Annotated in this window: 18 protein-coding genes and 1 pseudogene; 15 read left to right on the top strand and 4 right to left on the bottom strand. The window is 73.0% G+C overall.

Going from position 1 to position 24,886, the window contains the following annotated elements; all coding sequences use genetic code 11:
- Positions 1 to 29: 29 nt before the first annotated feature.
- Both C7C46_RS18640 and C7C46_RS18645 read right to left on the bottom strand, forming a co-directional pair.
- Positions 30 to 1,694: a recombinase family protein gene (locus tag C7C46_RS18640; RefSeq protein WP_110671010.1), complete on the bottom strand. Its 1,665-nt coding sequence runs from the start codon at positions 1,692 to 1,694 to the stop codon at positions 30 to 32.
- Positions 1,695 to 2,245: 551 nt separating this feature from the next.
- The gene (locus C7C46_RS18645) at positions 2,246 to 3,151 is read right to left on the bottom strand and encodes an HAD family hydrolase (RefSeq protein WP_110671011.1); all 906 of its coding nucleotides are present in this window, start codon (positions 3,149 to 3,151) and stop codon (positions 2,246 to 2,248) included.
- A gap of 683 nt (positions 3,152 to 3,834) precedes the next feature.
- Between C7C46_RS18645 and ssd the strand changes: the two genes are divergently transcribed.
- The 7 genes and pseudogenes from ssd to C7C46_RS37730 form a co-directional block, all read left to right on the top strand.
- Positions 3,835 to 4,950: a septum site-determining protein Ssd gene (gene ssd, locus C7C46_RS18650; protein WP_181442409.1), complete on the top strand. Its 1,116-nt coding sequence runs from the start codon at positions 3,835 to 3,837 to the stop codon at positions 4,948 to 4,950.
- The gene (locus tag C7C46_RS18655; protein ID WP_110670999.1) at positions 4,947 to 6,269 is read left to right on the top strand and encodes a TadA family conjugal transfer-associated ATPase; all 1,323 of its coding nucleotides are present in this window, start codon (positions 4,947 to 4,949) and stop codon (positions 6,267 to 6,269) included. The genes ssd and C7C46_RS18655 overlap by 4 nt, the downstream gene beginning before the upstream one ends.
- On the top strand, positions 6,266 to 7,465 hold the full coding sequence (locus C7C46_RS18660; RefSeq protein ID WP_110671000.1) for a type II secretion system F family protein: 1,200 nt from the start codon (positions 6,266 to 6,268) through the stop codon (positions 7,463 to 7,465). The genes C7C46_RS18655 and C7C46_RS18660 overlap by 4 nt, the downstream gene beginning before the upstream one ends.
- Positions 7,466 to 7,695: 230 nt before the next feature.
- Positions 7,696 to 8,301: a type II secretion system F family protein gene (locus C7C46_RS35095; protein WP_181442410.1), complete on the top strand. Its 606-nt coding sequence runs from the start codon at positions 7,696 to 7,698 to the stop codon at positions 8,299 to 8,301.
- Between the two features lie 65 nt (positions 8,302 to 8,366).
- Positions 8,367 to 8,804, top strand: a complete 438-nt coding sequence (locus C7C46_RS37565) for a DUF4244 domain-containing protein (protein WP_342775411.1) — start codon at positions 8,367 to 8,369, stop codon at positions 8,802 to 8,804.
- A 121-nt stretch (positions 8,805 to 8,925) separates the two neighbouring features.
- A complete protein-coding gene (locus tag C7C46_RS18675) occupies positions 8,926 to 9,279 on the top strand; it encodes a TadE family type IV pilus minor pilin (RefSeq protein ID WP_245984501.1) in 354 nt (117 codons plus the stop codon).
- Positions 9,276 to 9,677, top strand: a pseudogene (locus tag C7C46_RS37730) (Rv3654c family TadE-like protein); the annotation flags it as partial. The gene C7C46_RS18675 and the pseudogene C7C46_RS37730, both read left to right, overlap by 4 nt.
- Before the next feature lie 312 nt (positions 9,678 to 9,989).
- On the opposite strand, the gene C7C46_RS18685 reads toward C7C46_RS37730, so the two are convergent.
- On the bottom strand, positions 9,990 to 12,503 hold the full coding sequence (locus C7C46_RS18685; RefSeq protein WP_425470093.1) for a DEAD/DEAH box helicase: 2,514 nt from the start codon (positions 12,501 to 12,503) through the stop codon (positions 9,990 to 9,992).
- A 154-nt stretch (positions 12,504 to 12,657) separates the two neighbouring features.
- Between C7C46_RS18685 and bldG the strand changes: the two genes are divergently transcribed.
- The 6 genes from bldG (at position 12,658) to C7C46_RS18725 (ending at position 20,031) form a co-directional block, all read left to right on the top strand.
- Entirely contained in the window at positions 12,658 to 12,999 is a 342-nt protein-coding gene (gene bldG, locus C7C46_RS18690) for an anti-sigma factor antagonist BldG (protein WP_110671002.1), read from the top strand.
- Between the two features lie 306 nt (positions 13,000 to 13,305).
- Positions 13,306 to 13,725, top strand: a complete 420-nt coding sequence (locus C7C46_RS18700) for an ATP-binding protein (protein WP_110671004.1) — start codon at positions 13,306 to 13,308, stop codon at positions 13,723 to 13,725.
- 666 nt (positions 13,726 to 14,391) lie between these two features.
- Entirely contained in the window at positions 14,392 to 16,782 is a 2,391-nt protein-coding gene (locus C7C46_RS18710) for a sodium-translocating pyrophosphatase (RefSeq protein WP_110671016.1), read from the top strand.
- A 154-nt stretch (positions 16,783 to 16,936) separates the two neighbouring features.
- Complete coding sequence (locus C7C46_RS18715; RefSeq protein WP_110671005.1) at positions 16,937 to 17,305, top strand: cyclophilin-like fold protein; 369 nt, start codon at positions 16,937 to 16,939, stop codon at positions 17,303 to 17,305.
- 184 nt (positions 17,306 to 17,489) lie between these two features.
- The gene (locus C7C46_RS18720) at positions 17,490 to 18,347 is read left to right on the top strand and encodes a hypothetical protein (protein ID WP_110671006.1); all 858 of its coding nucleotides are present in this window, start codon (positions 17,490 to 17,492) and stop codon (positions 18,345 to 18,347) included.
- Positions 18,348 to 18,498: 151 nt separating this feature from the next.
- Positions 18,499 to 20,031 (top strand): DUF7059 domain-containing protein, encoded by a 1,533-nt coding sequence (locus C7C46_RS18725; protein WP_110671007.1) that lies wholly within the window; start codon positions 18,499 to 18,501, stop codon positions 20,029 to 20,031.
- A gap of 22 nt (positions 20,032 to 20,053) precedes the next feature.
- Here C7C46_RS18725 and C7C46_RS18730 read toward each other — a convergent pair whose 3' ends face one another.
- Positions 20,054 to 20,677 (bottom strand): RodZ family helix-turn-helix domain-containing protein, encoded by a 624-nt coding sequence (locus tag C7C46_RS18730; RefSeq protein WP_110671008.1) that lies wholly within the window; start codon positions 20,675 to 20,677, stop codon positions 20,054 to 20,056.
- Between the two features lie 281 nt (positions 20,678 to 20,958).
- On the opposite strand from C7C46_RS18730, the gene C7C46_RS35100 reads away from it, so the two are divergent.
- Both C7C46_RS35100 and topA read left to right on the top strand, forming a co-directional pair.
- A complete protein-coding gene (locus C7C46_RS35100) occupies positions 20,959 to 21,417 on the top strand; it encodes a DUF3592 domain-containing protein (RefSeq protein ID WP_181442411.1) in 459 nt (152 codons plus the stop codon).
- Positions 21,418 to 21,882: 465 nt separating this feature from the next.
- The gene (topA, locus tag C7C46_RS18740; RefSeq protein WP_110671009.1) at positions 21,883 to 24,714 is read left to right on the top strand and encodes a type I DNA topoisomerase; all 2,832 of its coding nucleotides are present in this window, start codon (positions 21,883 to 21,885) and stop codon (positions 24,712 to 24,714) included.
- Positions 24,715 to 24,886 lie beyond the last annotated feature (172 nt).

Consider the following 24,886-nt stretch of genomic DNA (forward strand, 5'->3'; position numbering starts at 1 on the left):
CCGGTGGATCCGGGCTGAGGGGGGGTGGGCTACGTGAGGCTCTCCGCCGAGTCCTCCAAGAACTCCGCGACCCCGTCGGCGCTTACTTCCATCTGGTCGGCGATGTCGGCCGCCGCCTCGGCAATCTCGAATGCGAACTCCGCGTCGATCCTCGCCTGCTCGGCAGCAGCCGCCTGCTCCAGGGCCAGGGCCTCCATGTCCACCCCAGTCACATGAACCCGCAGCGGAGACCCCACCGGTTTCAGAGTTACCCGGACCTCGTACTGAGCCAGCATCTCCCGCCGGGCGGCATCGTCGGCAGCGGCCAGCCACTGCTCACCCACGGTCTGATCCAGCCGAACCCATCGCATCCCGGCAGGACGATCCGGCAGCACACGCAGGCGATCAATCTCCGCCCCCATTCGCGCGTACTCCCGACGAAACCACGCTTCGTCGTCGGCAGAGTCGTAGAGACCCGCTGCCCGGTCACCGCGCAGCCGCCGGCGGTCGGCCTCCAGGTCGGCAATACGAGCAGCGTGCCCGGTGCCGGGGTCGTACTCCTTGCGGTACTGCTGAATGTGTCCGTACTCGGCGAGGAACCACGCGGCCACCTTCTGATCGCACTCCGGGATCAGCATCGTGGGGGCCGGTCGGCAGTCGGCCGACGCGGGAACGCCCCGCACGCGGCCATTGCAGCCGTACTGCGATGTCAGACCACCGGCACGGCCCAGGACGTAGAGACGCTGGTCGCAGTTTCCACAGAAGGCCCGGCCGGACAGGAGCCGCGCGCCCTTCTGAGCCCGTCCGCCCGTGTTGCGCTTCGAGGCCGTCTTTGCGATCAAGGCATCATGAGTGGCCCTGTCCCAGAGCGGCTCGGCCAGGCGGACCGAGTGCCCGTCGGCCCCCAACACGGGGCGCCCCTTGTGCATCAGGAAGCCAAGCGCCGCCTCACTGATCAGCATGCGCTTGATCACCCGGCCCTCCCAGACACCGGGCCCCTCAGGCTCGCGTCCGTAGAGGGTGGCCCGGTGGCGGCTCGGCGTGGGCACGCCCGCCCGAGTCAGGCGGGCCGCCTTGGTCGCACACGTGACGGTGCCGGTTTCGTCGGCGAGAATCCGCCGCGCCACCGTCCGGATGATCTCGGCTGCCACGGGATCGATCTCGACCCGCTCCACCTTCCCCGCCGGGTGAAGCCGCACGTACCGGTAGCCGTAGGCGTTCTTCTGCTTGGGGGTGCCCGCCTCCCGTGCCCTGACGGTCTCCTCGCGGTTGCGGCGCTGGATGGCCCGCAGCTCCATCTGAGCGCCGAACGCCTCCATGGAGAACCGCATCTCGTCCACGGGGTCGTCCAGGTCCCACGGGCCGTCGTGGCCGTAGGTCACGAGCAGCATGCCCGCGTCCTTGATCATGTACCCCGTGTTCAGCACGTCGCGCTGGTTGCGGCCGATCCGGTCCACGGCCGGTCCGGCGATCCCCGAGTAGGGCCCCTTCTCCCCGCGCAGCCACGGGCCGAGGGCCGGGCGCGTCAGCGGGTCCGTGGCACCGGAGACCTCCCAGTCATCCGCCCACGCGATGATGTGCCCACCGACGGCCCGGGTAGCGTCAAGGACCTGCGTCTCCTGCTTCTCCGGCGAGTTGGTGGCATCCACCTTGCGGGAGAGTCGGCGCACCCCCACCAGGCACTTACCGCAGCCGTCGTACTCGGTCGTGAACATGCGGTCCATGATGAACCATCCCCATTACGTGCGTGTATTGGGGATCATCCCGCGCGGGATGGTGTGAGCGGCGCCGCGAGCGTGGGGAGCGGGCCAGGAGAGGGGATGCGGACGCAGAGATGCGGCGACATCCTGGCTGCTGATGTCGCCGCTGGCACGCCCTCCAGGTGACCATGCGTGCACCGGAAATGCCCATCAGGCGGGGATCCTGCCCGTTCGCCTGGTGCGGCGGCCCGATCGCGGGTCGGCTGCACGTGGGTGCTCGGAGGTCGTACGCGGTCCGTGGGGCCTGAACTGCGGTGTCGGTCTGACCTCTTCGGGTCCTTCCGGGTCTCGCGGGCCGTGAGTCCTTTGTATCTCGGATCCCGGGCGAACGGAACTCGAATGGCGAAGTCTTTACCCTTTGTCCAATTTGGTGGAGGCTTGGGTGCTTTATGGTGGCCAGCTGTCGGTTGGTGACGACGACTGACATATGACGGACGGCGCCTTCGCCGCGTCGCTCACCTGGGCGTGGGCCCTCGGGGCAGGCAGCCTGGGCGGGGTCGTCGGCGTCAGACCGCCGGGCGGCGACGCTTGGACAGGTGCCAGACCAGCCCAGCGGTAAGGCAGGCGGTGCCGATCGCCACGGCAACCAGCACGGTGCTGCTCGGCGCCTTGAACTCGGGCAGTCGGCGGTGCAGTTCGATCGGGCGGTCGAAGATCAGGATCGGCCAGTCCCGGGCCACCGCCTCCCTGCGCAGCCCGCGGTCGGGATTGACGGCCGACGGCCGGCCGACCGCCTCCAGCAGCGGCAGGTCGGTGACCGAGTCGCTGTAGGCGTACGACTCCGCGAGCTCGTAGCCCTCGCGGGCCGCCAACTCGCGGATGGCCGCGGCCTTGTTCTCGGCGTAGGCGTAGTACTCGATCTCGCCGGTGTAACAGCCCTCCTCGATCTTGAGCCGGGTGGCGATGACGTGGTCGGCGCCGAGCAGGGCACCGATCGGCTCGACCACCTCCGCGCCGGAGCTGCTGACGATCACCACGTCGCGCCCGGCCGCGTGGTGCTGCTCGATCAGCGACGCGGCCTCCTCGTAGATCAGCGGATCGATCAGCCCGTGCAGGGTCTCGGCCACGATCTCGCGGACCTGCTGAACGTTCCAGCCGCGGGTCATGGCGGAGAGGTACTCGCGCATCTTCTCCATCTGGTCGTGGTCGGCGCCGCCGGCCAGGAAGACGAACTGCGCGTAGGCGCTCTTGAGCACGGTCCGACGGTTGATCAGGCCGCCCTGGTAGAAGGGCCGGCTGAAGGCCAGGGCACTGGACTTGGCGATGATCGTCTTGTCGAGGTCGAAGAAGGCGGCCGTGCGGGGCGAGTGCGCGGCGGGGTGGCCGGGGTCGGGGTGGAGGTCACCGTCGAGGGCCGGGGGCGCACCGGCCGCCCGCTCGGCGCCGTCGGCGGCCGGATGCTCCGGCGGCACAACGGGCCGCTCCGATGTCACGGGGGCGCCGGTCGGAACGCCGTCGGAAGCGGCATTCGGCGCGGCGTCCGGCCCGAAGTTCTCGGCACCGTCGGCGATGTCGGCGTTCTCGGTGGTGTCCACAGGAACCGAGGATAGAGCGCGTGTGTGACCACGCCTCCATTCGGTGGACCCGGGGGCGTGCTGGTTTGTGTTTCTGGCCGGTCGGGTACACCATGGAAGTCACGGATCGTTCGCGACCGTGCTAACCCGGTCCGGCTCCTCCCCCCCGAGCCGGACTGTGGATAGACGACCCCCGCTCTCCCCCCCGGCGGGGGTCGTCGCATGTCCGGGGCCATTTTGGGCCGACAGGGCCGCGCGCGAGGGGTGCCGGGGGCTCTCTGGGGGCGGCGTGTCACGCGGGATCGCCGAGACGGCGGCCGCGGCCGATGATCACTCCGAGTAGTTGTCTGACAATCTCTCCGGAAACGTCTGAGAAGAACGTCAATTTCTTGCGGACAACTCCCCGCGCGAGTGAAGTGGATCCATCCGAGTGAGTTCGGATATCCACATCCCCCGGGTTATCCACAGGGATTCAAGAGGCGGCTGACGGATTCGGTGCTGGGCGGCACTGTGAGGGCCAAGCCCGACCGCGGGCTACCGGCCGAGCGTCGGTAGCCCGCTCCACCCCTGAGGAGGCAGCCGTGACCGTCCCGCTCCGCGAGCAGTTCCCCTCCCCGGCCCGTGCCGTCCCGCTGCCGACCCCGCTCATCCTCACCCGGGACGACGGGCTCGCCGAGCAGTTGCTCCGCCTGTGTGCGGCGGTCGGGGCCGAGCCGCAGCTGGTCGGCCCCGCCCCGGTCGGGCGGCAGCAGTGGGCCGAGGCGCCCCTGGTCCTGCTCGGCGACGACCAGTACGAACGCTGTGCCGGGCTGCCCAGGCGACCCGGCGTGGTGCTCCTCGGCCTGGAGCCGCAGGAGTGCGAGACGTGGATGCGCGGCGTCGAGCTGGGCGCCGAACAGGTCGTCTACCTGCCCGAGGCGCAGGCCTGGCTGCTGGATCGGATCGCCGACGCCGTCGAGGAGGTCGCCGCACCCGCGCTGACCGTCGCCGTGCTCGGCGGCCGCGGTGGCTCGGGAGCCTCCACCCTGGCCTGCGCGCTGGCCGTCACCGGGGCCCGAGGCGGCCACCGCACCACGCTGATCGACGCTGACCCGCTGGGCGGCGGCTTGGACGTGCTGCTGGGGCTGGAGGGCAGCGACGGGCTGCGCTGGCCCGCCCTCGCCGCTGCTCGCGGGCGCCTCAGCAGTACCGAACTGGTCGGCTCCTTACCGCACTTGCACGGTCTCGCGGTCCTCTCCTGGGACCGCGGCGAGGTCGCGGCGGTGTCCGCCGAGGCGATGTCCGCAGTGCTGGCAGCAGCCCGGAGGCGCGGCGGACTGGTCGTGCTCGACCTCCCGCGCACTGCGGAACCTGCCGTTGCCGAAGCCCTGCGGCAGGCCGACACCGGCCTGCTTGTGGTGCCGGCCGAGTTGCGGGCGATGGCCGCGGCCGGCCGGGTGGCCGCGGCGGCCCGGGCACACCTGTCCGATCTGCGCGCGGTGATCCGGCTGCCCGGGCCGGTCGGTCTGCGCAGCGCGGAGATCGGTGCCGGGCTCGGCCTGCCGCTGGCGGGCGAACTGCCCTCGGAGGAGGGCCTGGCCCTCGACGTGGAGCACGGCCGACCACCCGGCCAGCGAAGGAGCGGTCCACTGGCCCGGTTCTGCGCGGCCTATCTCACCGAAGTCCTGCCCGATCCCGATGGAGGCACTCCCCGATGAGCCCGACCACAACTCCCGTTCCCCCGCTGTCGCGCCGTCACGAGCCGCCCCCGGAGCGGGCCGAGCGGGCCCGGGCGCTGCCCGCGCTGCCGGGCCTGCGCCGCCGGTCGGGAGCGGCACCCGGAGCGGCTCCGGAGCGGGCCACGGCCCTGCTCGACGCGGTCCGGCTGCGGCTGGCCGAGGCCGGCGCCCCGCCGACCTCCACCGAGGTCGCCGCCGCCGTCCGGGCCGCCCGCCCCCCGCTCGGCGGGGACGCGGTGCTCGATGCGGTGCGCACCCTGCAGTCGGAGCTGGTCGGCGCCGGTCCGCTGGACCAGTTGCTCAGCGCGCCGGACGTGACGGACGTGCTGGTCAACGGGCCGAACCAGGTCTGGGTCGACCGTGGGGAGGGCCTGTGCCGGGAGCTCTCGGTCGGCTTCCCGGACGCCGAGGCGGTGCGCCACCTGGCGCACCGGTTGGCCGCGGCCGCCGGCCGCCGGTTGGACGACGCCCGGCCGTGGGTCGACGCCCGGTTGCCCGACGGGACCAGGCTGCACGCGGTGCTCCCGCCGATCGCCGCCGACTGCACCCACATCTCGCTGCGGGTCTGCCGCTCCCGGCCGTTCACCCTGGAGGAGTTGGTGGCAGCGGGAGCCCTCCCGCCGGTCGGTGCCGACCTGCTGCGCGGCATCCTGCGGGCCCGGCTCTCGCTCCTGGTCAGCGGCGGGACGGGGAGCGGGAAGACCACGCTGCTGTGCGCCCTGCTCGGGTTGGTCGGCCGCGGTGAGCGGATCGTCCTCGCCGAGGACTCCGCCGAGCTGCGGCCGGACCACCCGCACGTGGTCCGGCTGCAAAGCCGTCCGCCCAACCAGGAGGGGCTCGGCGAACTGACCCTGCGTGATCTGGTCCGCCAAGCCCTTCGGATGCGCCCCGACCGGCTGGTGGTGGGGGAGGTGCGCGGCGTCGAAGTGCTCGACCTGCTCGCCGCGCTGAACACCGGTCACGAGGGCGGTTGCGGCACGGTCCATGCGAACGCCGCAGTTGACGTCCCGGTCCGGCTGGAGGCCCTCGGCTCGATGGCCGGGCTGGACCGCCCTGCGCTGCACAGCCAGCTGCGCGCGGCGCTCGACCTGGTGATCCACCTGGTGCGCGACCAGCGGACGGGGCGGCGCCGGGTCGCCGAGCTGCACACGCTGCAGGGCGATCCGGCTGGGCTGGCGGTCACGGTCCCCGCCGTGCTCTTCGGCGCGGACGGTTCGGTCACCCGTGGCGCCGGGTGGGAGCAGTTGGTCCGTCTCTGCGCGGCGCGCGAGGTGGCGCTGGAGGGGATGCTGCGATGAGCGGGCGGGCCCTGCAACTCGTGCTGGCCACCGTACTCCTGGCGGCCACATCGGCCGGCTGGGCCGTGCTCAACCACGGTGGTCGGGCCCGCAGGAGGTCCCGTTCGGTGCTCGGGCGGGCCGGCGGCGCCGAGGTCCTGCTGCGACACGGCTACCGGCGGCTGCTCCTGCTGCCTGGGCGGCCCCGCCCGCGCTGGCTGGTCGGTGAGCTCCTGCTGCTCCTCGTCGCGGTGCCGGTCGGCTGGGCGCTGCACTCGCCGCTGCCGGCCGTGGCGGTCGTGCTGCTGGCCTACCCCAGCGCCCGCTGGCGGGCCCGGCGCAGGTTCGTGCGGCAGGAGCGGGCCCGCGGTGCCGCGGTCATCGAACTCTGCGCCGCGCTCGCGGGCGAACTGCGCAGCGGTGCGACGCCGGAGCAGGCACTGGAGGTGGTCACCGGCCCCGGTCGGCCGGTGGCGGACTTGGCCAAGCGGCTGGGGCCCGAGGCCATGGCCCGGCTGACGGCCGGTCGGTACGGTGCCGATGTGCCTGCCGCCCTGCGCTGGTTGGCCACCCAGCCCGGTGGCGGTGGCGCGAGCGCGATCGCCGCGTGCTGGCAGGTGACCACGGACAGCGGGACGGGCTTGGCCGGCTCCCTCGACCAGGTGGCGGAGGCGTTGCGGGCCGACCGGGCGCTCCAGGAGGAGATCCAGAGCGAGCTCACCGGGCCGCGCACCACGGCGGTCATGCTGGCGGCCCTGCCGATCGGTGGGCTGGCGCTGGGCTCCCTGCTCGGTGCGGAGCCGGAGCGGATCCTGCTGCGCACGCCGTTGGGCATCGGATGCCTGATCGCCGGTGCGCTGCTCGAAGCGGCCGGGCTGCTGTGGACCAGTCGCATCGTGCGGCAGGCCCTCGCCGATCTGGGGATCAGCGCCGGTACTGCGGCGCGCCCGGGGCTGCCGGGTGCGTCGGATCCCGGCCCACGGTCCGGTGTTTCGGCGGCAGGCCGCGCCCGGCCGCGCGAGCGGGGGTCGAGGCGCCGCGGTCCCTGCCGGGACGGTATCAACGCGGGCCCCGGCCGCCGCCGTTGCGAGCACGGGCAGAGCCGGACAGCACGGCGGCTCCGTGCGGGAACACGCCTCCCCGGCTGCACAGGGGGCCGACACCACTGCGAGGACCTGCGGTCGGTCGGTGGTTCTCGGACGGAGGTGTGTTCATGATCCGGGCGCTCGGTGGGTACGCCCCCGTCCCTACCTCGGTGCTGGTGTCGCTGGCGCTCGTAGCGGTGAGCTTCACGCCGGCCCTGCTGCTGGCGGTGTTGGGGCGGAAGCGGCTGCGCCGACGGGCGGGCCGCAGACGGGTCGCCCGCCTGGGCGGCCCACCGCATCGGGCGGGTGGGCGCGGCAGGGCCGGGCCCGCTACTGCGCCGGGCCGCCAACGAGCCTCCAGCATGCGCTTGTTGCTGCCGCTTGCGGTCGGAGTGCTGATCGCTGCCTGGTCGCCGGGGGTGGTCGGCCTGTGCGTGGCGGTCCTGGCGAGTGTGGTGCTGTGGCAGTGGGTGCCACGGATCAGAGCCTCCAGCGCCCGCCGGGCCGCCCGCGAGCAAGCCGTGCTGCTGGCTCAACTTCCTTTGACCGCTGAACTGATGGCAGCTTGCCTGAGCTCCTCCGCAGCGCCCTCGCAGGCGGCCGAGGCCGTGGCACGGACGATCGGCGGCCCGATGGAGGTCCGGTTGGCGGCAGTCGCCGCCGAACTGGCACTGGGGGCGGCGCCCGAGGCCTGTTGGGCCCGACTGGGCGAGGACTGCCCGGCGTTGGCCCCGCTGGCCCACTGCCTGGTCCGGACCACGGTGAGCGGTGCCCCGCCGGCCGGGCCGCTGACCGGGGTCGCGGTGGCCCAGCGTGCCGCCGCGGGCCGGGCCGCGCACGCGCGGGTGCGCCGGGCCGGGGTGCTCGCCACCGCGCCGTTGGGGCTCTGTTTCCTGCCGGCCTTCGTGCTGACCGGGATCGTTCCGGTCGTGGTGGGGCTGGCCTCGGTCTTCACCAAACGCATCTGACTTTTGATCACCTTGCCCGCCCGCCGGGCGACCCCGGCCGTCCGGCCGGGCCGAGAGGAGAACCCATGAACATGAAGCAGTCCTCGAACTCGATCGCGCCGATCGTCAGCTTCGCCCCGTTGCGGGCCCACAGCCCGCTCGCGCGGGGCGGCGGAGCGCTGCCCGGGGCAGCCCTCGGAGTCGCGAGCGTCACGCCGCTGCCCGGGGCGCGAGCGCCGGAGCCCGGAGCTGCCCCGCTGGCCTGCATCCTCGGCGCCCTGCACCCGCCGCGCCGGAGCCGGCGCCGCGGACGCCGGGCGCTGTGGCGCGGATTCCGGCGGCTCTGCGGCTGGCCCGGGCGCCGCTTTGCCGGAGCGGCCGACGCGGGGATGTCGACGGCCGAGTACGCCGTCGGCACGGTCGCCGCGTGCGGCTTCGCGGCATTGCTGTACAAGGTCGTCACGGGCGGATCGGTGACAGGGGCGTTGACCGACCTGTTGGACCGGGCCCTCCATGCGGTCTGACCGGTCCGCTCGGCCGACCGTGCCGCCGCCGGTCGTCCGGCTGCCGCACGGTCGGTGGGTCCGGCGGCTGCTCCGGACGTCCGGCCGCCGGGGGCGGTCGGGCGCGGGGAGCCCGGGCGGCGTGGACAGCGGATTCGTGACCGCCGAGACGGCGGTGGTGCTGCCCGCGCTGATCACGCTGATGGCCATGCTGATCTGGGGCGTGCTGACGGCCGCGGCACAGCTGCGCTGCATCGACGCCGCCAGGGTGGCGGCCCGGGCAGCGGCCAGGGGCGACGGCAACGCGGTCGAGCTCGCGCAGTCGGTGGCGCCGTCCGGGGCGGTGGTTCAGGTGGTGGAGTCCGCGGACACCGTGCGGGTGCAGGTCGAGGCCCGCAGTCCGGGGCTCGGCCGGCTGGGCACGGCACTCTCGATGCAGGTCTCGGCCGATGCCGTGGCGACTCGCGAGGACAACGTCGGGCGGGAGGCGCCGTGACCATCCGTGGCGCCCCGATCAGGTGGCGGGCCCGGGCCGATCCGCGGTGGGCGACAGGCCGATCGAGCCGTGACGACCGGTCAGGACTTGGCGGGTTGTCGCCTCGGGAGCGTGCCAACGATCCGGAGCGGGGATCGGCGACTCTGTGGGGCGTCGCGCTGGCGCTGCTCGGATGCGCGGTCTTCGGGCTGACCGTGTCCCTGGCAGTGGTGCTTGCCGCCCGGCACCGGGCCGAGTCCGCCGCCGACCTCGCCGCGCTGGCCGCCGCCGACCACCTGCTGCTGGACGAGGACGGCGGTTGCGGCCGGGCGGCGGCCATCGCCGCCGCCCATCGCACCACGCTCTCCTCCTGCGCGGTGGACCTCGCCACGGACAGCGTCGAGGTGGAGGTCCAGGCGCCGGTGCGCGGGCTGCGGGTGCCCGTCGGGCCGGCCACCGCGCGGGCCCGGGCGGGGCCGGTGTGGTCGTTCGGTGGGGCGGAGGACTGGGAGCTCGGCGCGGTCCCGGACACGGCCACCCGCGCGCGCACCAACCTGCTGCTGACCCCGCTGCTGCGCTTGCGGCCGAGCCCGCCGCCGAGCCTGACCCTGCGGCGGATCTCGTCGCCCAGCCTGCCGCCGAGCCCGACCCTGCCGCCGAGCCCGGTCCCGGCGGCAGTCGGGTCGGCCGACCGCCCCGGGCTCGATTCCGGTCGGGTCACCGGCGTCAGGTCAGGCGTCCGGCGGCTCACTCCTCCCCTGGACGGTCCCGGCCGTTCCGTTCCGCTGCGGTCCGGGGCTCTGCGCCTCGCCCTCCTTCGGAGCCCCGGCCAGCAGGGCACCGAGCAGGCGGATCGCCCCGGCCTTGTCCAGCGGGTCGTTGCCGTTGCCGCACTTGGGCGACTGCACGCAGGACGGGCAGCCGCGCTCGCACTCGCAGGACTTGATCGCCTCCCGGGTCGCGGTCAACCACCGCACCGCGTGCCGGAAGCCGTGCTCGGCGAAGCCGGCCCCGCCCGGGTGCCCGTCGTAGACGAAGACCGTGGGCAGCTGGGTGTCGGGGTGCAGCGGCACCGAGACCCCGCCGATGTCCCAGCGGTCGCAGGTGGCGAAGAGCGGCAGCAGGCCGATCGAGGCGTGCTCGGCCGCGTGGGCGGCCCCGGGCAGCTGGTCGAACGGGACCAGTGCGTCCAGCAGTTGCTCCTCCGTGACGGTCCACCAGACGGCACGGGTGCGCAGCGTCCTGGGCGGCAGGTCCAGCTTGGTCTCGCCGAGCACCTCACCGGTGGCGATCCGCTTGCGCAGGTAGCTGACGACTTGGTTGACCACCTCCACCGAGCCGAAGTTGAGGGTCGCCTCGCCCCAGGGGACCGTCTCGTCGGTGCTCAGGACCGAGATGGCCGTAGTGTCCCGGGCGGAGGTGGTGTAGGAGGGGTTGGCGGCCTGGACCAGGGCGACGGAGGTCTCCAGGTCGAGGTGGCTGACCAGGTAGGTGCGGCCCTGGTGCAGGTGGACGGCGCCGTCGTGCACGGTCGTGTGCGAGGCTGCGGCGTCGACGGTGCCGAGCAGTCGACCGGTGGACTCCTCGACGATCTGCACCGGGCTGCCGCCGCTGCCGCGCAGGTCGACGGCGTCCACCGCGCGCTCCCGCCGGGTCCAGTACCAGGCGCCGTCGGAGCGCCGGCGCAGCAGGCCCCGTCGCTCCAGGGTCGTCAGCAGTTGCTCGGTGACGGGGCCGAAGAGCTCCAGGTCCTCCGGGCCGAGAGGGAGTTCGGCGGCCGCGGCGCACAGGTGCGGGGCCAGGACGTGCGGGTTGTCCGGGTCCAGCACAGTGGCCTCGACCGGCCGGGCGAACAGCGCCTCGGGGTGGTGCACCAGGTAGGTGTCCAGCGGGTCGTCCCGGGCGATCAGCACGGCGAGGGCGCCCTGGGCCTCGCGACCGGCCCGCCCGGCCTGCTGCCAGAGCGAGGCCCGGGTGCCGGGGTAGCCGGCCAGCAGCACCGCGTCGAGGCCGGAGACGTCCACCCCGAGCTCCAGCGCGGAGGTGGAGGCCAGGCCGAGCAGCCGCCCCGAGTGCAGGTCGCGTTCCAGGGCCCGGCGCTCCTCGGGCAGGTACCCGCCGCGGTAGGCGGCCACCCGGCCGGCCAGCGTGCTGTCCAGGTTGTCCTGGGCCTGCAGGGCGACCAGTTCAGCCGCCCGCCGGGAGCGGACGAAGGCCACGGTCCGGGTGCCCGCGGCGACCAGGTCGGTGAGCAGGTAGGCGGCCTCGGCGGTGGCGGTCCGCCGGACGGGGGCGCCGTGCTCACCGACGTGCTCGGTCAACGGCGGCTCCCAGAGCGCGAAGACGAGGGGGCCGCGCGGTGAGGCGTCCTCGGTGACCGCCACGGCCGGCAGACCGGTCAGCCGCTCGGCTGCCGTGGCCGGATCGGCGGTGGTGGCCGAGGCGAGCAGGAAGACCGGCTCGGACCCGTACCGGCGGCAGACCCGGCGCAGCCGCCGCAGCACCTGGGCGACGTGCGAGCCGAAGACACCCCGGTAGCTGTGGCACTCGTCCACCACGACGTAGCGCAGCGTCTTGAGGAAGGAGGACCAGCGGGCGTGGGCCGGGAGGATGCTCCGGTGCAGCATGTCGGGGTTGGTCAACACGTAGGAGGCGTACTGGCGGACCCACTCGCGCTCCTGCGGCGGGGTGTCCCCGTCGTAGAGCGCGGCGCGCACCCGGGCGGGAGCCAGTTCGGCGGCGCGGCGGCGCTGGTCGGCCGCCAGGGCTTTGGTCGGCGCCAGGTAGAGGGCGGTCGCACCACGGCCATTGGGCGCCTCGGTGCCGTCCAGCAGATCGCTGAGCACCGGTGCCAGGTAGCCGAGCGACTTGCCCGAGGCGGTTCCTGTGGCCAGCACCACAGTTTGGCCGAGCTTGGCCAGCTTCATCGCCTCTGCCTGGTGCGCCCAGGGCTGGTGCACGCCGAGCTCGCGGGCAGCCTGCTGGATCTCCGGGCGGATCGTGGTCGGCCAAGCGGTGTGGCGGGCCTGGCGCGCGGGGAGGTGCTCCGTATGGGTGAGCCGGTCCGAGCGGTCCCTGATCCTGACCAGGGAGTCGAGCAGGGCCTCGGGCGGGCGATGGCTGGGCGGCATGGAGACCCAGTGTGTCATTGGAGTGACGGAGAATCGCGGCAAGCCATCGTGCAGGCATGCTGCCAGGTGGTTGAATGATGCGGTGGCGGCCAGCTGGCCGGACCGGTGCCCCATAGCCGGTTGCTCGACCATGCGGTGGAGACCGTTCACGCGGTGGAGACCGGCGGTGGAGACCGTCAGAGCGAGGCCGGCACCGTACGGTTGCCGGAGTCGCTCGACTCGCCGTAGAACGCAAAGTGACGTAGCAAGGCAAGGTGCTGGAGGTTCCGTGGACCTGTCCCTGTCGACCCGTACCGTCGGCGACCGCACGGTCGTCGAGGTTGGCGGCGAGATCGATGTGTACACCGCCCCTAAGCTTCGGGAGCAGCTGGTCGAGCTCGTCAATGACGGCAGCTACCACCTGGTTGTCGACATGGAGGGCGTTGACTTCCTGGACTCGACCGGTCTGGGCGTCCTGGTGGGCGGCCTGAAGCGGGTCCGGGCGCACGAGGGTTCGCTCCGTCTGGTCTGCACGCAGGAGCGCATCCTCAAGATTTTCCGGATCACCGGTCTGACCAAGGTGTTCCCGATCCACGCCTCGGTCGACGAGGCCGTGGAGTCGACCGACTGATCAAACAGGCCTGGGCCGCTCCGCGTCAGCGGGTGGCCCAGGCCTGACCACCACCCGCCCGCAGGGCGGCCCCGCGAGCTAGGCGGGCGCCGTGGTGCAGCGGAAGGCGGTTGCCCGGTCCGGCGGTGTCCGGTCGGAGTCCCTGGCCATGGGCCACAGGTTCCAGGCCATGGGCCGAGCGGTCCGTCCGCACTGCCCGGTGGCCGGGCAGGTCGGTAGCCGGTTGCCCGTCGGCATCCGGTTCAGCAGCATGCTCAACTCAGCGCGGTGACCCCGAGGCAGCGCAGCGGACCCCGAGAGGGAGAGATGGCAACCGTCGAACTGCGATTCAGCGCCCTTCCCGAACACGTGCGGACGGCACGGCTGGTGGCGGCGGCGGTGGCCAGACGGGCCGGTGTGGACGAGTCGGTGCTGGACGAGGTCCGGCTGGCCGTCGGCGAAGCATGCTCCCGCGCGGTGGGCCTGCACCAGCACGGTGACGCTGGCGGTGCGGTCCGGGTCGCTCTGATCGACCAGGAGAAGCGTTTCGTCATCGAGGTCGGCGACGGGGCGGGCTCGCTGAGTGAGCTGGGCGCCTCCGGCGACGGCGATGCGGGCGAGAGCCCCGATGTCTCGGACGACGCCCTCGGGCTCGCGGTGATCACCGGGCTGGTGGAGGAAGTCGAGGTCGGCCGGGACGAGGACGGTGGCCTGATCCGGATGAGCTGGCCGGTCAACCCCGCCTGAAGGCAACGCCTGACACCAGATGCCTGACGCCTGAGCCGTTGCAGACAGCACCGGACAGCAGTCGTCAGGAGCACCAGACCGTACCAGACCGCATCAGTCAGCCCGGGTGAGCCTCGAGCCGCCCGGGCCGTCGGCGCGCGCCCGAGGGGCGGGCCGACCCCTCCCGGCACGCCCCTCCGGGCACCCCGCCCGCGCCCGAAGCCCCCGCCCGAGCCCGCGCCGGCAGTCCCGCCCGAGCCCGCGCCCGCAGCCCCGCCCGAGCCCGCGCCGGCAGTCCCGCCCGCGCCCAAGCTCCGGTGCACCCCCGCAGTCCCCGGTGACGCCCGCGACCCCTGGGAATTGCGCGAACTCACGGGAACCGTAATCCGGAACGCGCCACAGGAATCGCCGAACGCGTCACCAGAATCACGCCTTGCTGCCGAAAACCCCGGCTTTTCACCGGCCGGCCATGATTCTTTCCCTTCCCTGTGCGTGCGGTCTATTTCGATCCCGCGCCGATTCCTACACTCGCTTCTGGATATCCGGTCGGGTCGGACGAGTTCGGCCCGGTCGCCTGTGCCACCAGAGCCACGCGCGCGCCGCACGAGCGTCCGGCGCGCCGGTTTTCGGGGAGGACGCATGGCGGGAATGTCGATCACCACCACTACGGCCCAGTCGGCCGGAATCATGGGATCCGCCTCAGGATCACCAGTACGACCACGAATCTTGACCGTTCTGGCTGCGCCCGCGCAGCCGGCGGTGCTCACCGGCGGAAACCAGATCCTGGTCCTGGTCATCGGTCTGATCGCGCTGGCCGCGCTTGGCGTCGCGGTGCTGTTGGTGCGTCAGGTGCTGGCGGCCGATCAGGGAACGCCCGCGATGCGCCGGATCGCGGCCGCCGTCCAGGAGGGCGCCAATGCCTACCTGGCCCGCCAGTTCCGCACCCTGGCGGTCTTCGCCGCGGGGGCGTTCTTCCTGCTGATGCTGCTGCCCGCAGACAACTGGGCTCAGCGGATCGGCCGTTCGCTCTTCTTCCTGATCGGCGCCGGATTCTCGGCGGCCACCGGCTACCTGGGCATGTGGCTGGCGGTGCGCGCCAACGTCCGGGTGGCCGCGGTGGCGCGCGGGGTGACGGCCGATCAGCAGCAGAACGCCCAGCACCGCGCGATGCGGATCGCCTTCCGCACCGGTGGCGTGGTCGGGATGTGCACGGTCGGCCTCGGCCTGTTCGGTGCCGCCCTCGTGGTGCTGGTCTACCGCGCCGACGCTCCCCGGGTACTGGAGGGCTTCGGCTTCGGTGCCGCACTGCTGGCGATGTTCATGCGGGTCGGCGGCGGCATCTTCACCAAGGCCGCCGACGTCGGCGCGGACCTGGTCGGCAAGGTCGAGCAGGGCATCCCCGAGGACGACCCGCGCAACGCGGCCACCATCGCCGACAACGTGGGCGACAACGTCGGCGACTGCGCCGGCATGGCGGCCGACCTGTTCGAGTCCTATGCCGTGACCCTGGTGGCGGCTCTGGTGCTGGGCCGGTCCGTGTTCGGGGACACCGGCCTGGTGCTGCCGCTGGTCGTCCCGGGCATCGGGGTGCTGACGGCGGTGCTCGGGATCGTCGCCGTCTCCCCGCGCCGGAGCGACCGCAGCGGCATGACCGCGATCAACCGCGGCTTCTTCCTGTCCGCCGCAGTCTCGCTGCTGCTGGTGCTGGCAGCGGTGTACACCATGCTGCCCAGCAGCTTCGGCCGACTGCACCACGTGCCGGACGCGATCAGCCGGCACTCCGGCGACCCGCGGCTGTTCGCACTCGCCGCCGTGCTGATCGGCATCGTGCTCGCGGTGCTGATCCAGCAGCTCACGGGCTACTTCACCGAGACCGGCCGGCGCCCGGTGCGCGAGGTCGGGCGCAGCTCGTTGACCGGCCCGGCGACCGTGGTGCTCTCCGGCATCTCGCTCGGCCTGGAGTCGGCGGTCTACTCCGCCGTGCTGATCGGCGCCGCGGTCTACGGCGCCTACCTGCTCGCCGGCGGGTCCATCGTGCTCGCCCTGTTCGCCGTGGCACTGGCCGGTACCGGTCTGCTCACCACGGTGGGCGTGATCGTGGCGATGGACACCTTCGGGCCGGTCTCCGACAACGCCCAGGGCATCGCCGAGATGTCCGGCGAGGTCGAGGGCGTCGGTGCCCGGGTGCTGACCGAGCTGGACGCGGTCGGCAACACCACCAAGGCGATCACCAAGGGCATCGCGATCGCCACCGCCGTGCTCGCCGCCACCGCGCTCTTCGGGTCGTTCACCGACGCGACCAACGACGCGCTGCGCGGCGCCCAGGACGTCGCGAACGACAGTGCGGGCAGCCTGAGCCTGGACATCTCTCACCCCAACAACCTGGTCGGGCTGCTGCTCGGTGCCGCCGTGGTCTTCCTCTTCTCGGGCCTGGCCATCAACGCCGTCTCCCGCTCCGCCGGTTCGGTGGTCTTCGAGGTGCGCCGCCAGTTCCGCGAGCACCCCGGGATCATGGACGGCAGCGAGACCCCGGAGTACGGCAAGGTGGTCGACATCTGCACCAGGGACGCGCTGCGCGAGCTGGCCACCCCGGGGTTGCTCGCGGTGCTGGCCCCGATCGCGGTCGGCTTCGCCCTCGGGGTCGGTCCGCTCGGTGCCTACCTGGCCGGCGCGATCGGCGCGGGCACCCTGATGGCGGTCTTCCTGGCCAACTCCGGCGGCGCCTGGGACAACGCCAAGAAGCTGGTGGAGGACGGCGCGCACGGGGGCAAGGGGAGCGAGGCGCACGCGGCCACGGTGATCGGGGACACGGTCGGCGACCCGTTCAAGGACACCGCGGGCCCGGCGATCAACCCGCTGCTGAAGGTGATGAACCTGGTGTCGCTGCTGATCGCGCCCGCGGTGGTGCGGTTCGGCTACGGTCCGCACGCCAGTGCTCCGCTGCGCGGTGCGGTGGCGGCGGTCGCGGCGCTGCTGGTGGTGGGCGCGGTGTACGTGTCGAAGCGGCGCCCGGTGAACGTCGCGGACGAGCCGCCGGCGGCGCTGTCCGGACCGCAGGTGGGATTGACAAACTGTTGAAGTGGCGGGTTCGCTGCTCTCCGGCGCGACCTGAGCTCGCGAGCCGAGGCCGGCGGCCGAGGCTCGCGCGCTCCTGTGTCGAGAACGGTTCCGGAGTCGAGAACGGTTCCTGAGCCGAGGACGGCTCGTGAGCCGAGAACCCGAAGGGACACCCATGCGGATCCGCATCCTCTGGCCGGCCGGCCAGGCGACCGCCACCTTGCGGTCCACCCCGACCAGCCAGGCACTCTGGGCGGCACTGCCGATCAGTTCCGACGCCAGCACCTGGGGCGAGGAGGCGTACTTCGGCACGCCGGTCAGCGTGGCGCGCGAGCCGGACGCGGAGCAGGTGGTGGCGCCGGGCACGGTCGCCTTCTGGACGGACGGTGACAGCTTGGCGCTGCCCTACGGGCCCACCCCCATCTCGCGCGACGGCGAGTGCCGGCTGGCCAGCCCGTGCAACCTGCTCGGCACCCTCGACGGCGACCCGCAGGCGCTCCGCACGGTCCGCCCGGGCGACCCGATCCGGGTCGAGCGAGCCTGAGCCCGACCCGGTGGCTCCCGGCCTCCCGACGGGCCCGGGCCTGCCGGCCGTGCCGACCGCGCCAGGTGGCCGGGAACCGTCCCGGCCACCCGGACCGTCCCCGTAGCGGTGTCGGGTAGGTTCACCCGGGACGGAACCGACCGGGCGGGGCTGCCGGGCGGGTGGACGGCAGGAGGGTCGCAGGGTGGACGAGCGAGTCGAGCGAGCAGGGGCGAACGGAACCGGGCAGCGCGGGACGGCGACGGCCGGCGCACCCGGTGCCCGCCCGTGGACGGCCCGCCGCGTCCTCGCGCTGCCGGTGCTCGGCGCGCTGCTCGCGGTCGGCGCCAGTGCCTGTTCCAGCGACAACAGCGCGGCCCTGGACTCCTGGTCCAAGCAGGTCTGCGACAACCTGCGCGACCCGGTCACCCAGTCCCGGGCCGCACAGACCGACGTGGCCCAGGTCAAGGTCGGCGAGACCCCCGGCGACCTGCAGAAGCGGCTGGCCGGTGACCTCGGCACGCTCGGAGCCACCAACAACCAGATCGCCGACGCGATCGACAAGGCCGGCCCACCGAAGATCGACAACGGTGCCGGAGTGCAGAAGGACGCGGTCAGCGAGCTGCGCCAGGCGGCCCAGGGCTACCTGGACGTTCAGAAGACGCTCGCCGGTCTGCCCACCGACGACCAGGCGAAGTTCGCCGACGGGCTGAAGAGCGTCGGCGACCAGGTCCAGCAACTTGCAAAGCTCTCCACCGGTGCGCTGAACACCCTTCAGACGGGCGATCTGGGCAAGGCGATCGCCAAGCAGCCGGGCTGCAAGAGCCAGCCGGTCGCGGGCGGCGCGGTGAGCCCGGCCAGCAGCCCGAGCGGCGGCGCGAGCCCGGGCACCAGCCCCAGCACCAACGGCAGCCCCAGCACCAACGGCAGCCCCAGCACCAACGGCAGCCCCAGCACCAACGGCAGCCCCAGCAGCAACGGGAACCCGAGCAGCAGCGGCAGCCCGTCCGGCTCCCCGAGCAGCAGCAGCGGCAGCCCGTCCGGCTCGCCCAGCGCCCACTGACCCACCCAGGCGCCGCACCGCGCCCGCCCGCCGCGCCCGCCCGCATGGGTCCGCCCGCATGGGTCCGCCCGCGTGACGGCTGCCCCAGGGCGGGCGCGACCGTCCGGCCTGGTCGCCGACAGGCACCGTCCGCACGCGCGAGAATGACCGGGTGACCACGCTTCCCGCTCCCGACCCCGCCCGTCTCGCCCGGCTCCGCGAGGCGCTGCTGGCGGCCTCCTACACCGCCGACGGCTGCCTCGACCTGCTCGGCCCCACGGCCTACGCCGCCCTCGCCCGCAGCGAGGCGGTCCCGGCGCTGCGCGCGACCCGCGGCGGCACCGCGCTGGAGACCCTGGTCCGGCTCTTCCTGCTCCAGCAGCCAGTCCCGTACCCGGCCGCGGCCGTCGCGCTGCCGGTGGACGACTGCCTGGCTGACGGCTGGCTGACCCGGGACGGCGAGCAGGTGCGGGCCACCGTGGACGTGCGCCCGTACGCCAACGAGGTGGCCGGCCAGGAGAGCGCCGACGCCTGGGTGGTCTCCGACCTGGGCTGCGCGGTCGGCGGCGCGGGCGGCATCGGCGCCGGCGGCAGCGCGGCGGGGGTGTCCCGGCGTGAGCTGGTGCTCGGAGTCGGCGGCGCCTCCACCACGCTGGCCAACCTGGCGGTCCGCCGTCCGGTGCGGGCCGCGCTCGACCTGGGCACCGGCTCCGGCGTGCAGGCCCTGCACGCGGCCCGGCACGCCCAGCAGGTGACCGCCACCGACCTCAACCCCCGGGCGCTGGCCTTCGCCCGGCTGACCCTGGCGTTGTCCGGCTTCGAGAACACCCGCACTGCCGAGGGCAGCCTGTTCGAGCCGGTGGCCGACCAGCGCTTCGACCTGATCGTCTCCAACCCGCCGTTCGTGATCTCGCCCGGCAGCCGGTTCGTCTACCGGGACGGCGGGATGGCCGGCGACCAGCTGTGCCGGTCCCTGGTGCGCGGCGCGGCCGAGCGGCTGGCGCGGGGCGGTTACTGCCAGCTGCTGGCCAACTGGCAGCACGTCAAGGGCGAGGACTGGCACGACCGGCTGGCCGGCTGGGTGGCGGGCACCGGCCTGGACGCGTGGGTGGTGCAGCGCGAGGTCCAGGACGTGGCGCAGTACGCCGAGCTCTGGCTGCGCGACGGCGGTGACCACCTGGCGTCCCGTCAGGCCTACGAGGAGCGCTACGCCGAGTGGCTGGACGCCTTCGAGGCGGCCGAGGTCGAGGGCATCGGCTTCGGCTGGATCACCCTGCGCGCCTCGGGGGCCGAGCAGCCCACGGTGCGGATCGAGGAGTGGCCGCACCCGGTCGAGCAGCCGCTCGGCCCGCACATCGAGCAGTGGTTCGCCCGCCAGGACTTCCTGCGCGACCACGACGACGCCGCGCTGCTGGCGGCCCGTTACCTGCTGGCGGACGAGGTGGTCCAGGAGCAGGTCGGCGCCCCGGGCGCGGACGACCCGGAGCACGTGGTGCTGCGCCACAACCGCGGCATGCGGCGGGCCACCAAGGTGGACACCGTGGGCGCGGGCTTCGCGGGCGTCTGCGACGGCACCCTGGCGGCCGGTCAGATCCTGGACGCGATCGCCCAGCTGCTCGGCGAGGACCGGGTGCTGCTGCGCGACCGCGCCCCGGAGTCGCTTCGGCTGCTGGTCGAGCAGGGCTTCGTCACCCCGGTGGGCTGAGCTCCCCCCGGATCGGCGGCCGTCAGGGGTGGTACAGCTCGGTGATCGAGGTGATGTTGTTCCCGCCGCTGGTGGTGATCGCGTACATCCCGCCGTAGCAGGAGTACGGCTGCACGACCGCCGACGGGTTGCTGCGGCAGTCCTCCATGTGCTTCATGAAGACATCCAGCGAGACCGAGGTCGGCTTCATGTCGGCGAACAGCAGGTACTTGGCCTCGTTGCTGAAGGTGAAGACCGCCGGGTTGCCGTAGCCCTCGAAGTAGCCGTCGTTGGGGACGTCGGGTCCGCAGACGAACTTGGTCTCCTTGGCCTTCATCCAGACGTGAACGCTGTAGGCGCTGTCCACCGACTCCACCACCCGGCCGATCGAGTTGTGGGCGGCCGCCGTGCAGTCGGCGGTCGGCTTGGCGGTCCCGGTCGGCTTCGCGGTGCCCGACGCCTTGCCGGAGGGCTTGGCCGACGGGCTCGCGGAGTGCGAGGGGTTCGCCGCCGTCGGTGTGGCGGAGGCGCTCGGCAGCGCGCTGACCGACGGGGCGGCCGAGCCCGCCGAGGCCGGGCCGGTCGGGTCGTCCGGCCCGCAGGCGGTCAGGGTCAGGGCGGCGGCGGCCAGCACGAGGGCCGTGGCGGTCAGGCGGTGAGCGGTCATGATGGGTCCCCCCGGAGTGTTCCGGACCGGCGCCGACGGCCGGTCACTCGGGCTCACGCGGCCCGGTGCCGTCCGGGTTTCCGCTGTTGCGGCTCTGTGACGGAGTGCGGATCGAACGGCTGATCAGTTCATCGATCCGTGACCTCCGGTTTCCCCGGCATACCCCGTCCAGCCGTGCCTGGTTGGCCTGCCGCTGTCAGTCTCGGCAGACCTGAAAGATCATCAGCTGACTGTCGGACAGCTGCCCGACAGCTGCCGGACAACAGGGGCGGGAGCGCGGGGTGGAGACGCCGACGACGGCGGTGGCGGGGGGCGTACTGGTCCTGTTCGGCGGCGCCCTGCTGTTCTGGTGCGCGGCCGAGCTGCGCCTTCGCCACCGGCTGCGCCGGCACGGGGTCCCGGTGGCCGCCCTGGTCGTGCCGGACCCGAGGCCCGCCCAGGTGCTGGACCCGTCCCCGCTGCTCTCCTACGCGACCCTGCCCGCCGTCGGCGCCCTCGACGGTCCGGTGGAGTCGGCCGCCGTGCTGGCCCGCCCGCGCGGCCGCACCCCGCTGCGCCGCTCGCCCCAGCTGCTTCCCGGAAGTTCGGTGCGCGTCTGCTACGACCCGAGCCGGCCGGCCCAGGTGGTGCTGACCGGGGCCGCCACCGCCGCCTCGCTGCCGCTGGACGCGTTCTGGATCGTCCTCGGCACCAGCAGCCTGGCCGGCGGCCTGTCCCTGCTCGCCGTCCTGATGCGCTGAGCCGAGCGGCTCACGACGCCGGGCCGAGCAGCTCGCCGCCTCCGAGCCGAGCGGTTCGCCGCCACTGGGCCGAGCAGCTCACGACGCTGGGCCGAGCAGCGCACCCGCGCCCGTCCAGATGCTTCCCGGGGTTCCTCGCGGGCGCCTCCCGAGCCGCCTCCCGAGCCATCCGGTGGGGCCCGCGGCACCCCTCCGCAGTGGCCGGAAACCCCGGAAACCGGCCGGAACCGACACCCGCCGACGATAACCACGCGGCGGAAGCGTGCATCATCGGGTTACCGTTCGAGTGGCGCCGGTCGGCCTTGCAAGTGAAAAAGCAGGATCCGTCCGTTTGACAAGGGTCACCAGGGTACGGTCACACTCCGCTGGTGGGGTCGTCGCGTAGCGGCACTCCAGGTGGTGTGTGCCGGAGGGCGGGCGACCGCCGGCCAGCGCACAGGAATGGACCGGGAGAGAAGAGCGAAGGTGTCCCCGAGCAGCGAGACCGCGCAGGGCGGGAAGCGACTCGTCATTGTCGAGTCGCCCGCCAAGGCGAAGACGATCAAGGGCTACCTCGGCCCCGGCTACATCGTCGAGGCGAGCGTCGGGCACATCCGCGACCTGCCGAAGACGGCGTCCGAGGTGCCGGACAAGTACACCGGCGAGTTCCGCCGGCTCGGTGTGGACGTCGACCACGACTTCACCCCTATCTACGTGGTGAGCCCGGAGAAGAAGGCCCAGGTCACCAAGCTCAAGCAGCTGCTCGCGGAGTCCGACGAGCTCTTCCTGGCCACCGATGAGGACCGCGAGGGCGAGGCGATCGCCTGGCACCTGCAGGAGGTGCTCAAGCCGAAGGTCCCGGTCAAGCGGATGGTCTTCCACGAGATCACCAAGGCCGCCATCCAGGAGGCGGTGGCCAACCCGCGCGAGCTGAACCAGCGCCTGGTCGACGCCCAGGAGACCCGCCGGATCCTCGACCGCCTGTACGGCTACGAGGTCTCCCCGGTGCTCTGGAAGAAGGTCATGCCGAGCCTGTCGGCGGGCCGGGTCCAGTCGGTGGCGACCCGCCTGGTGGTCGAGCGCGAGCGCGAGCGGATCGCCTTCACCTCCGCCTCCTACTGGGACCTTGTGGCCACCTTCGGCACCGGCCGCACCCCGGCGGACGCCGCGAACCCGGAGAACTTCGGCGCCCGGCTGGTCGCGGTGGACGGCAAGCGGATCGCCACCGGCCGCGACTTCGGCTCGGACGGGCAGATCAAGGGCGCCAACACCCTGCACCTGGACGAGCAGGCCGCCCGCGCGCTGGCCGCCGCCCTGGCGCAGACCGCGTTCAGCGTGCGCAGCGTCGAGTCCAAGCCCTACCGGCGCTCGCCGTACGCCCCGTTCCGCACCACCACGCTGCAGCAGGAGGCCAGCCGCAAGCTGGGCTTCGGCGCCAAGCGGACCATGCAGGTGGCCCAGAAGCTGTACGAGAACGGCTTCATCACCTACATGCGTACCGACTCCACCACGCTGTCGGAGACCGCGGTCTCGGCCGCCCGGACCCAGGTCACCCAGCTCTACGGGGCCGACTACCTGCCGGACGCGCCGCGGGTGTACACCAGCAAGGTGAAGAACGCCCAGGAGGCGCACGAGGCGATCCGTCCCTCCGGCGACCGGTTCCGCACCCCGGCCGAGACCGGCCTGGGGGGCGACGACTTCAGGCTGTACGAGCTGATCTGGATGCGCACCGTCGCCTCCCAGATGAAGGACGCGGTCGGCCAGTCGGTCACCGTCCGGGTGGCCGGCACCTCGGCCGACCAGCGGGACGTCGAGTTCTCCGCCTCCGGCAAGATCATCACCTTCCACGGCTTCCTCAAGGCCTACGTGGAGGGCGCCGACGACCCCAACGCCGAGCTGGACGACCGCGAGCGCCGCCTGCCGCAGCTGGCCCAGGGCGACCCGCTGGCCGCCGAGCAGCTCACCCCCGAGGGCCACGCCACCAAGGCGCCGGCCCGGTACACCGAGGCCTCGCTGGTCAAGGAGCTGGAGGACCGGGAGATCGGCCGCCCGTCCACCTACGCCTCGATCATCGACACCATCATCAACCGCCGCTACGTCTTCAAGAAGGGGACGGCGCTGGTCCCGTCCTTCCTCTCGTTCGCCGTGGTGAACCTGCTGGAGAAGCACTTCGGCCGGCTGGTCGACTACGACTTCACCGCGCGGATGGAGGACGACCTCGACCGGATCGCGGCCGGCCAGGCCGAGTCCGTGCCGTGGCTCAAGCGCTTCTACTTCGGCGAGGGCGACGGCGGCGCCGGCGGTGCCGCCGACGCGGGCAACGGCGACGGCGACCACCTGGGCGGCCTCAAGGAGTTGGTCACCGACCTGGGCGCGATCGACGCCCGGGAGATCAGCTCGTTCCGGCTCAGCGACGAGATCACGCTGCGGGTCGGCCGTTACGGTCCGTACGTCGAGAAGGCCGCCGCCGACCCCGAGCAGCCCGGCCAGCGCGCCGACGTCCCGGACGAGCTGCCGCCGGACGAGCTGACCGTCGAGCTGGCCGAGGAACTGCTCGCCTCGCCGAGCGGGGACTACGAGCTGGGCCCGGACCCGGTGAGCGGCAACATGCTGGTCGCCAAGAAGGGCCGGTACGGTCCGTACGTGACCGAGGTGCTGCCCGAGGGCACGCCCAAGACCGGCAAGAACGCGGTCAAGCCGCGCACCGCCTCGCTCTTCAAGGACATGTCGCTGGACACGGTGACGCTGGACGACGCGCTCAGGCTGCTCTCGCTGCCCCGGGTGGTCGGCGCCGACGCCGAGGGCGTGGAGATCACGGCGCAGAACGGCCGGTACGGCCCGTACCTCAAGAAGGGGACCGACTCGCGCTCGCTTACCAGCGAGGAGCAGCTCTTCACGGTCACCCTGGAGGAGGCGCTGGCGATCTACGCCCAGCCCAAGCTGCGCGGCCGGGCCGCGGCCGCCCCGCCGCTCAAGGAGCTGGGCACCGACCCGGTCAGCGAGCGCCCGGTGGTGGTCAAGGACGGCCGCTTCGGCCCGTACGTGACCGACGGCGAGACCAATGCCACGCTGCGCAAGGACGACGAGGTCGAGACCCTCACGCCGGAGCGCGGCTACGAGCTGCTGGCGGAGAAGCGGGCCCGCGGGCCGGTGAAGAAGGTGGCCAAGAAGGCCCCGGCGAAGAAGGCCGCGGCCAAGAAGACCACCACCGCCAAGAAGACGGCCGCGAAGAAGACCACCACGGCCAAGACCGCCACCGCCAAGAAGACCGCGGCGAAGAAGACCACCGCGGCCACGACGGCGACCGACGAGGGCTGAGCCCGAATTCACCGGTCGGTGATCGAGGTGGGGAGGGGATGACGCAAAGAGGTGCCTGCTGAGCTGGGAGGATGGGAGTTCTCTACGCTTCCGTCCGCCCGACCAGCAAGGCACCTCTCAAGTGAAATCCTCCCACAGCCCCGCCGCCCTGGTCGCCGCGTTCGACGAGCCG

This window comes from Streptomyces tateyamensis, assembly GCF_003205575.1.
GTDB classification, from domain to species: domain Bacteria; phylum Actinomycetota; class Actinomycetes; order Streptomycetales; family Streptomycetaceae; genus Kitasatospora; species Kitasatospora tateyamensis.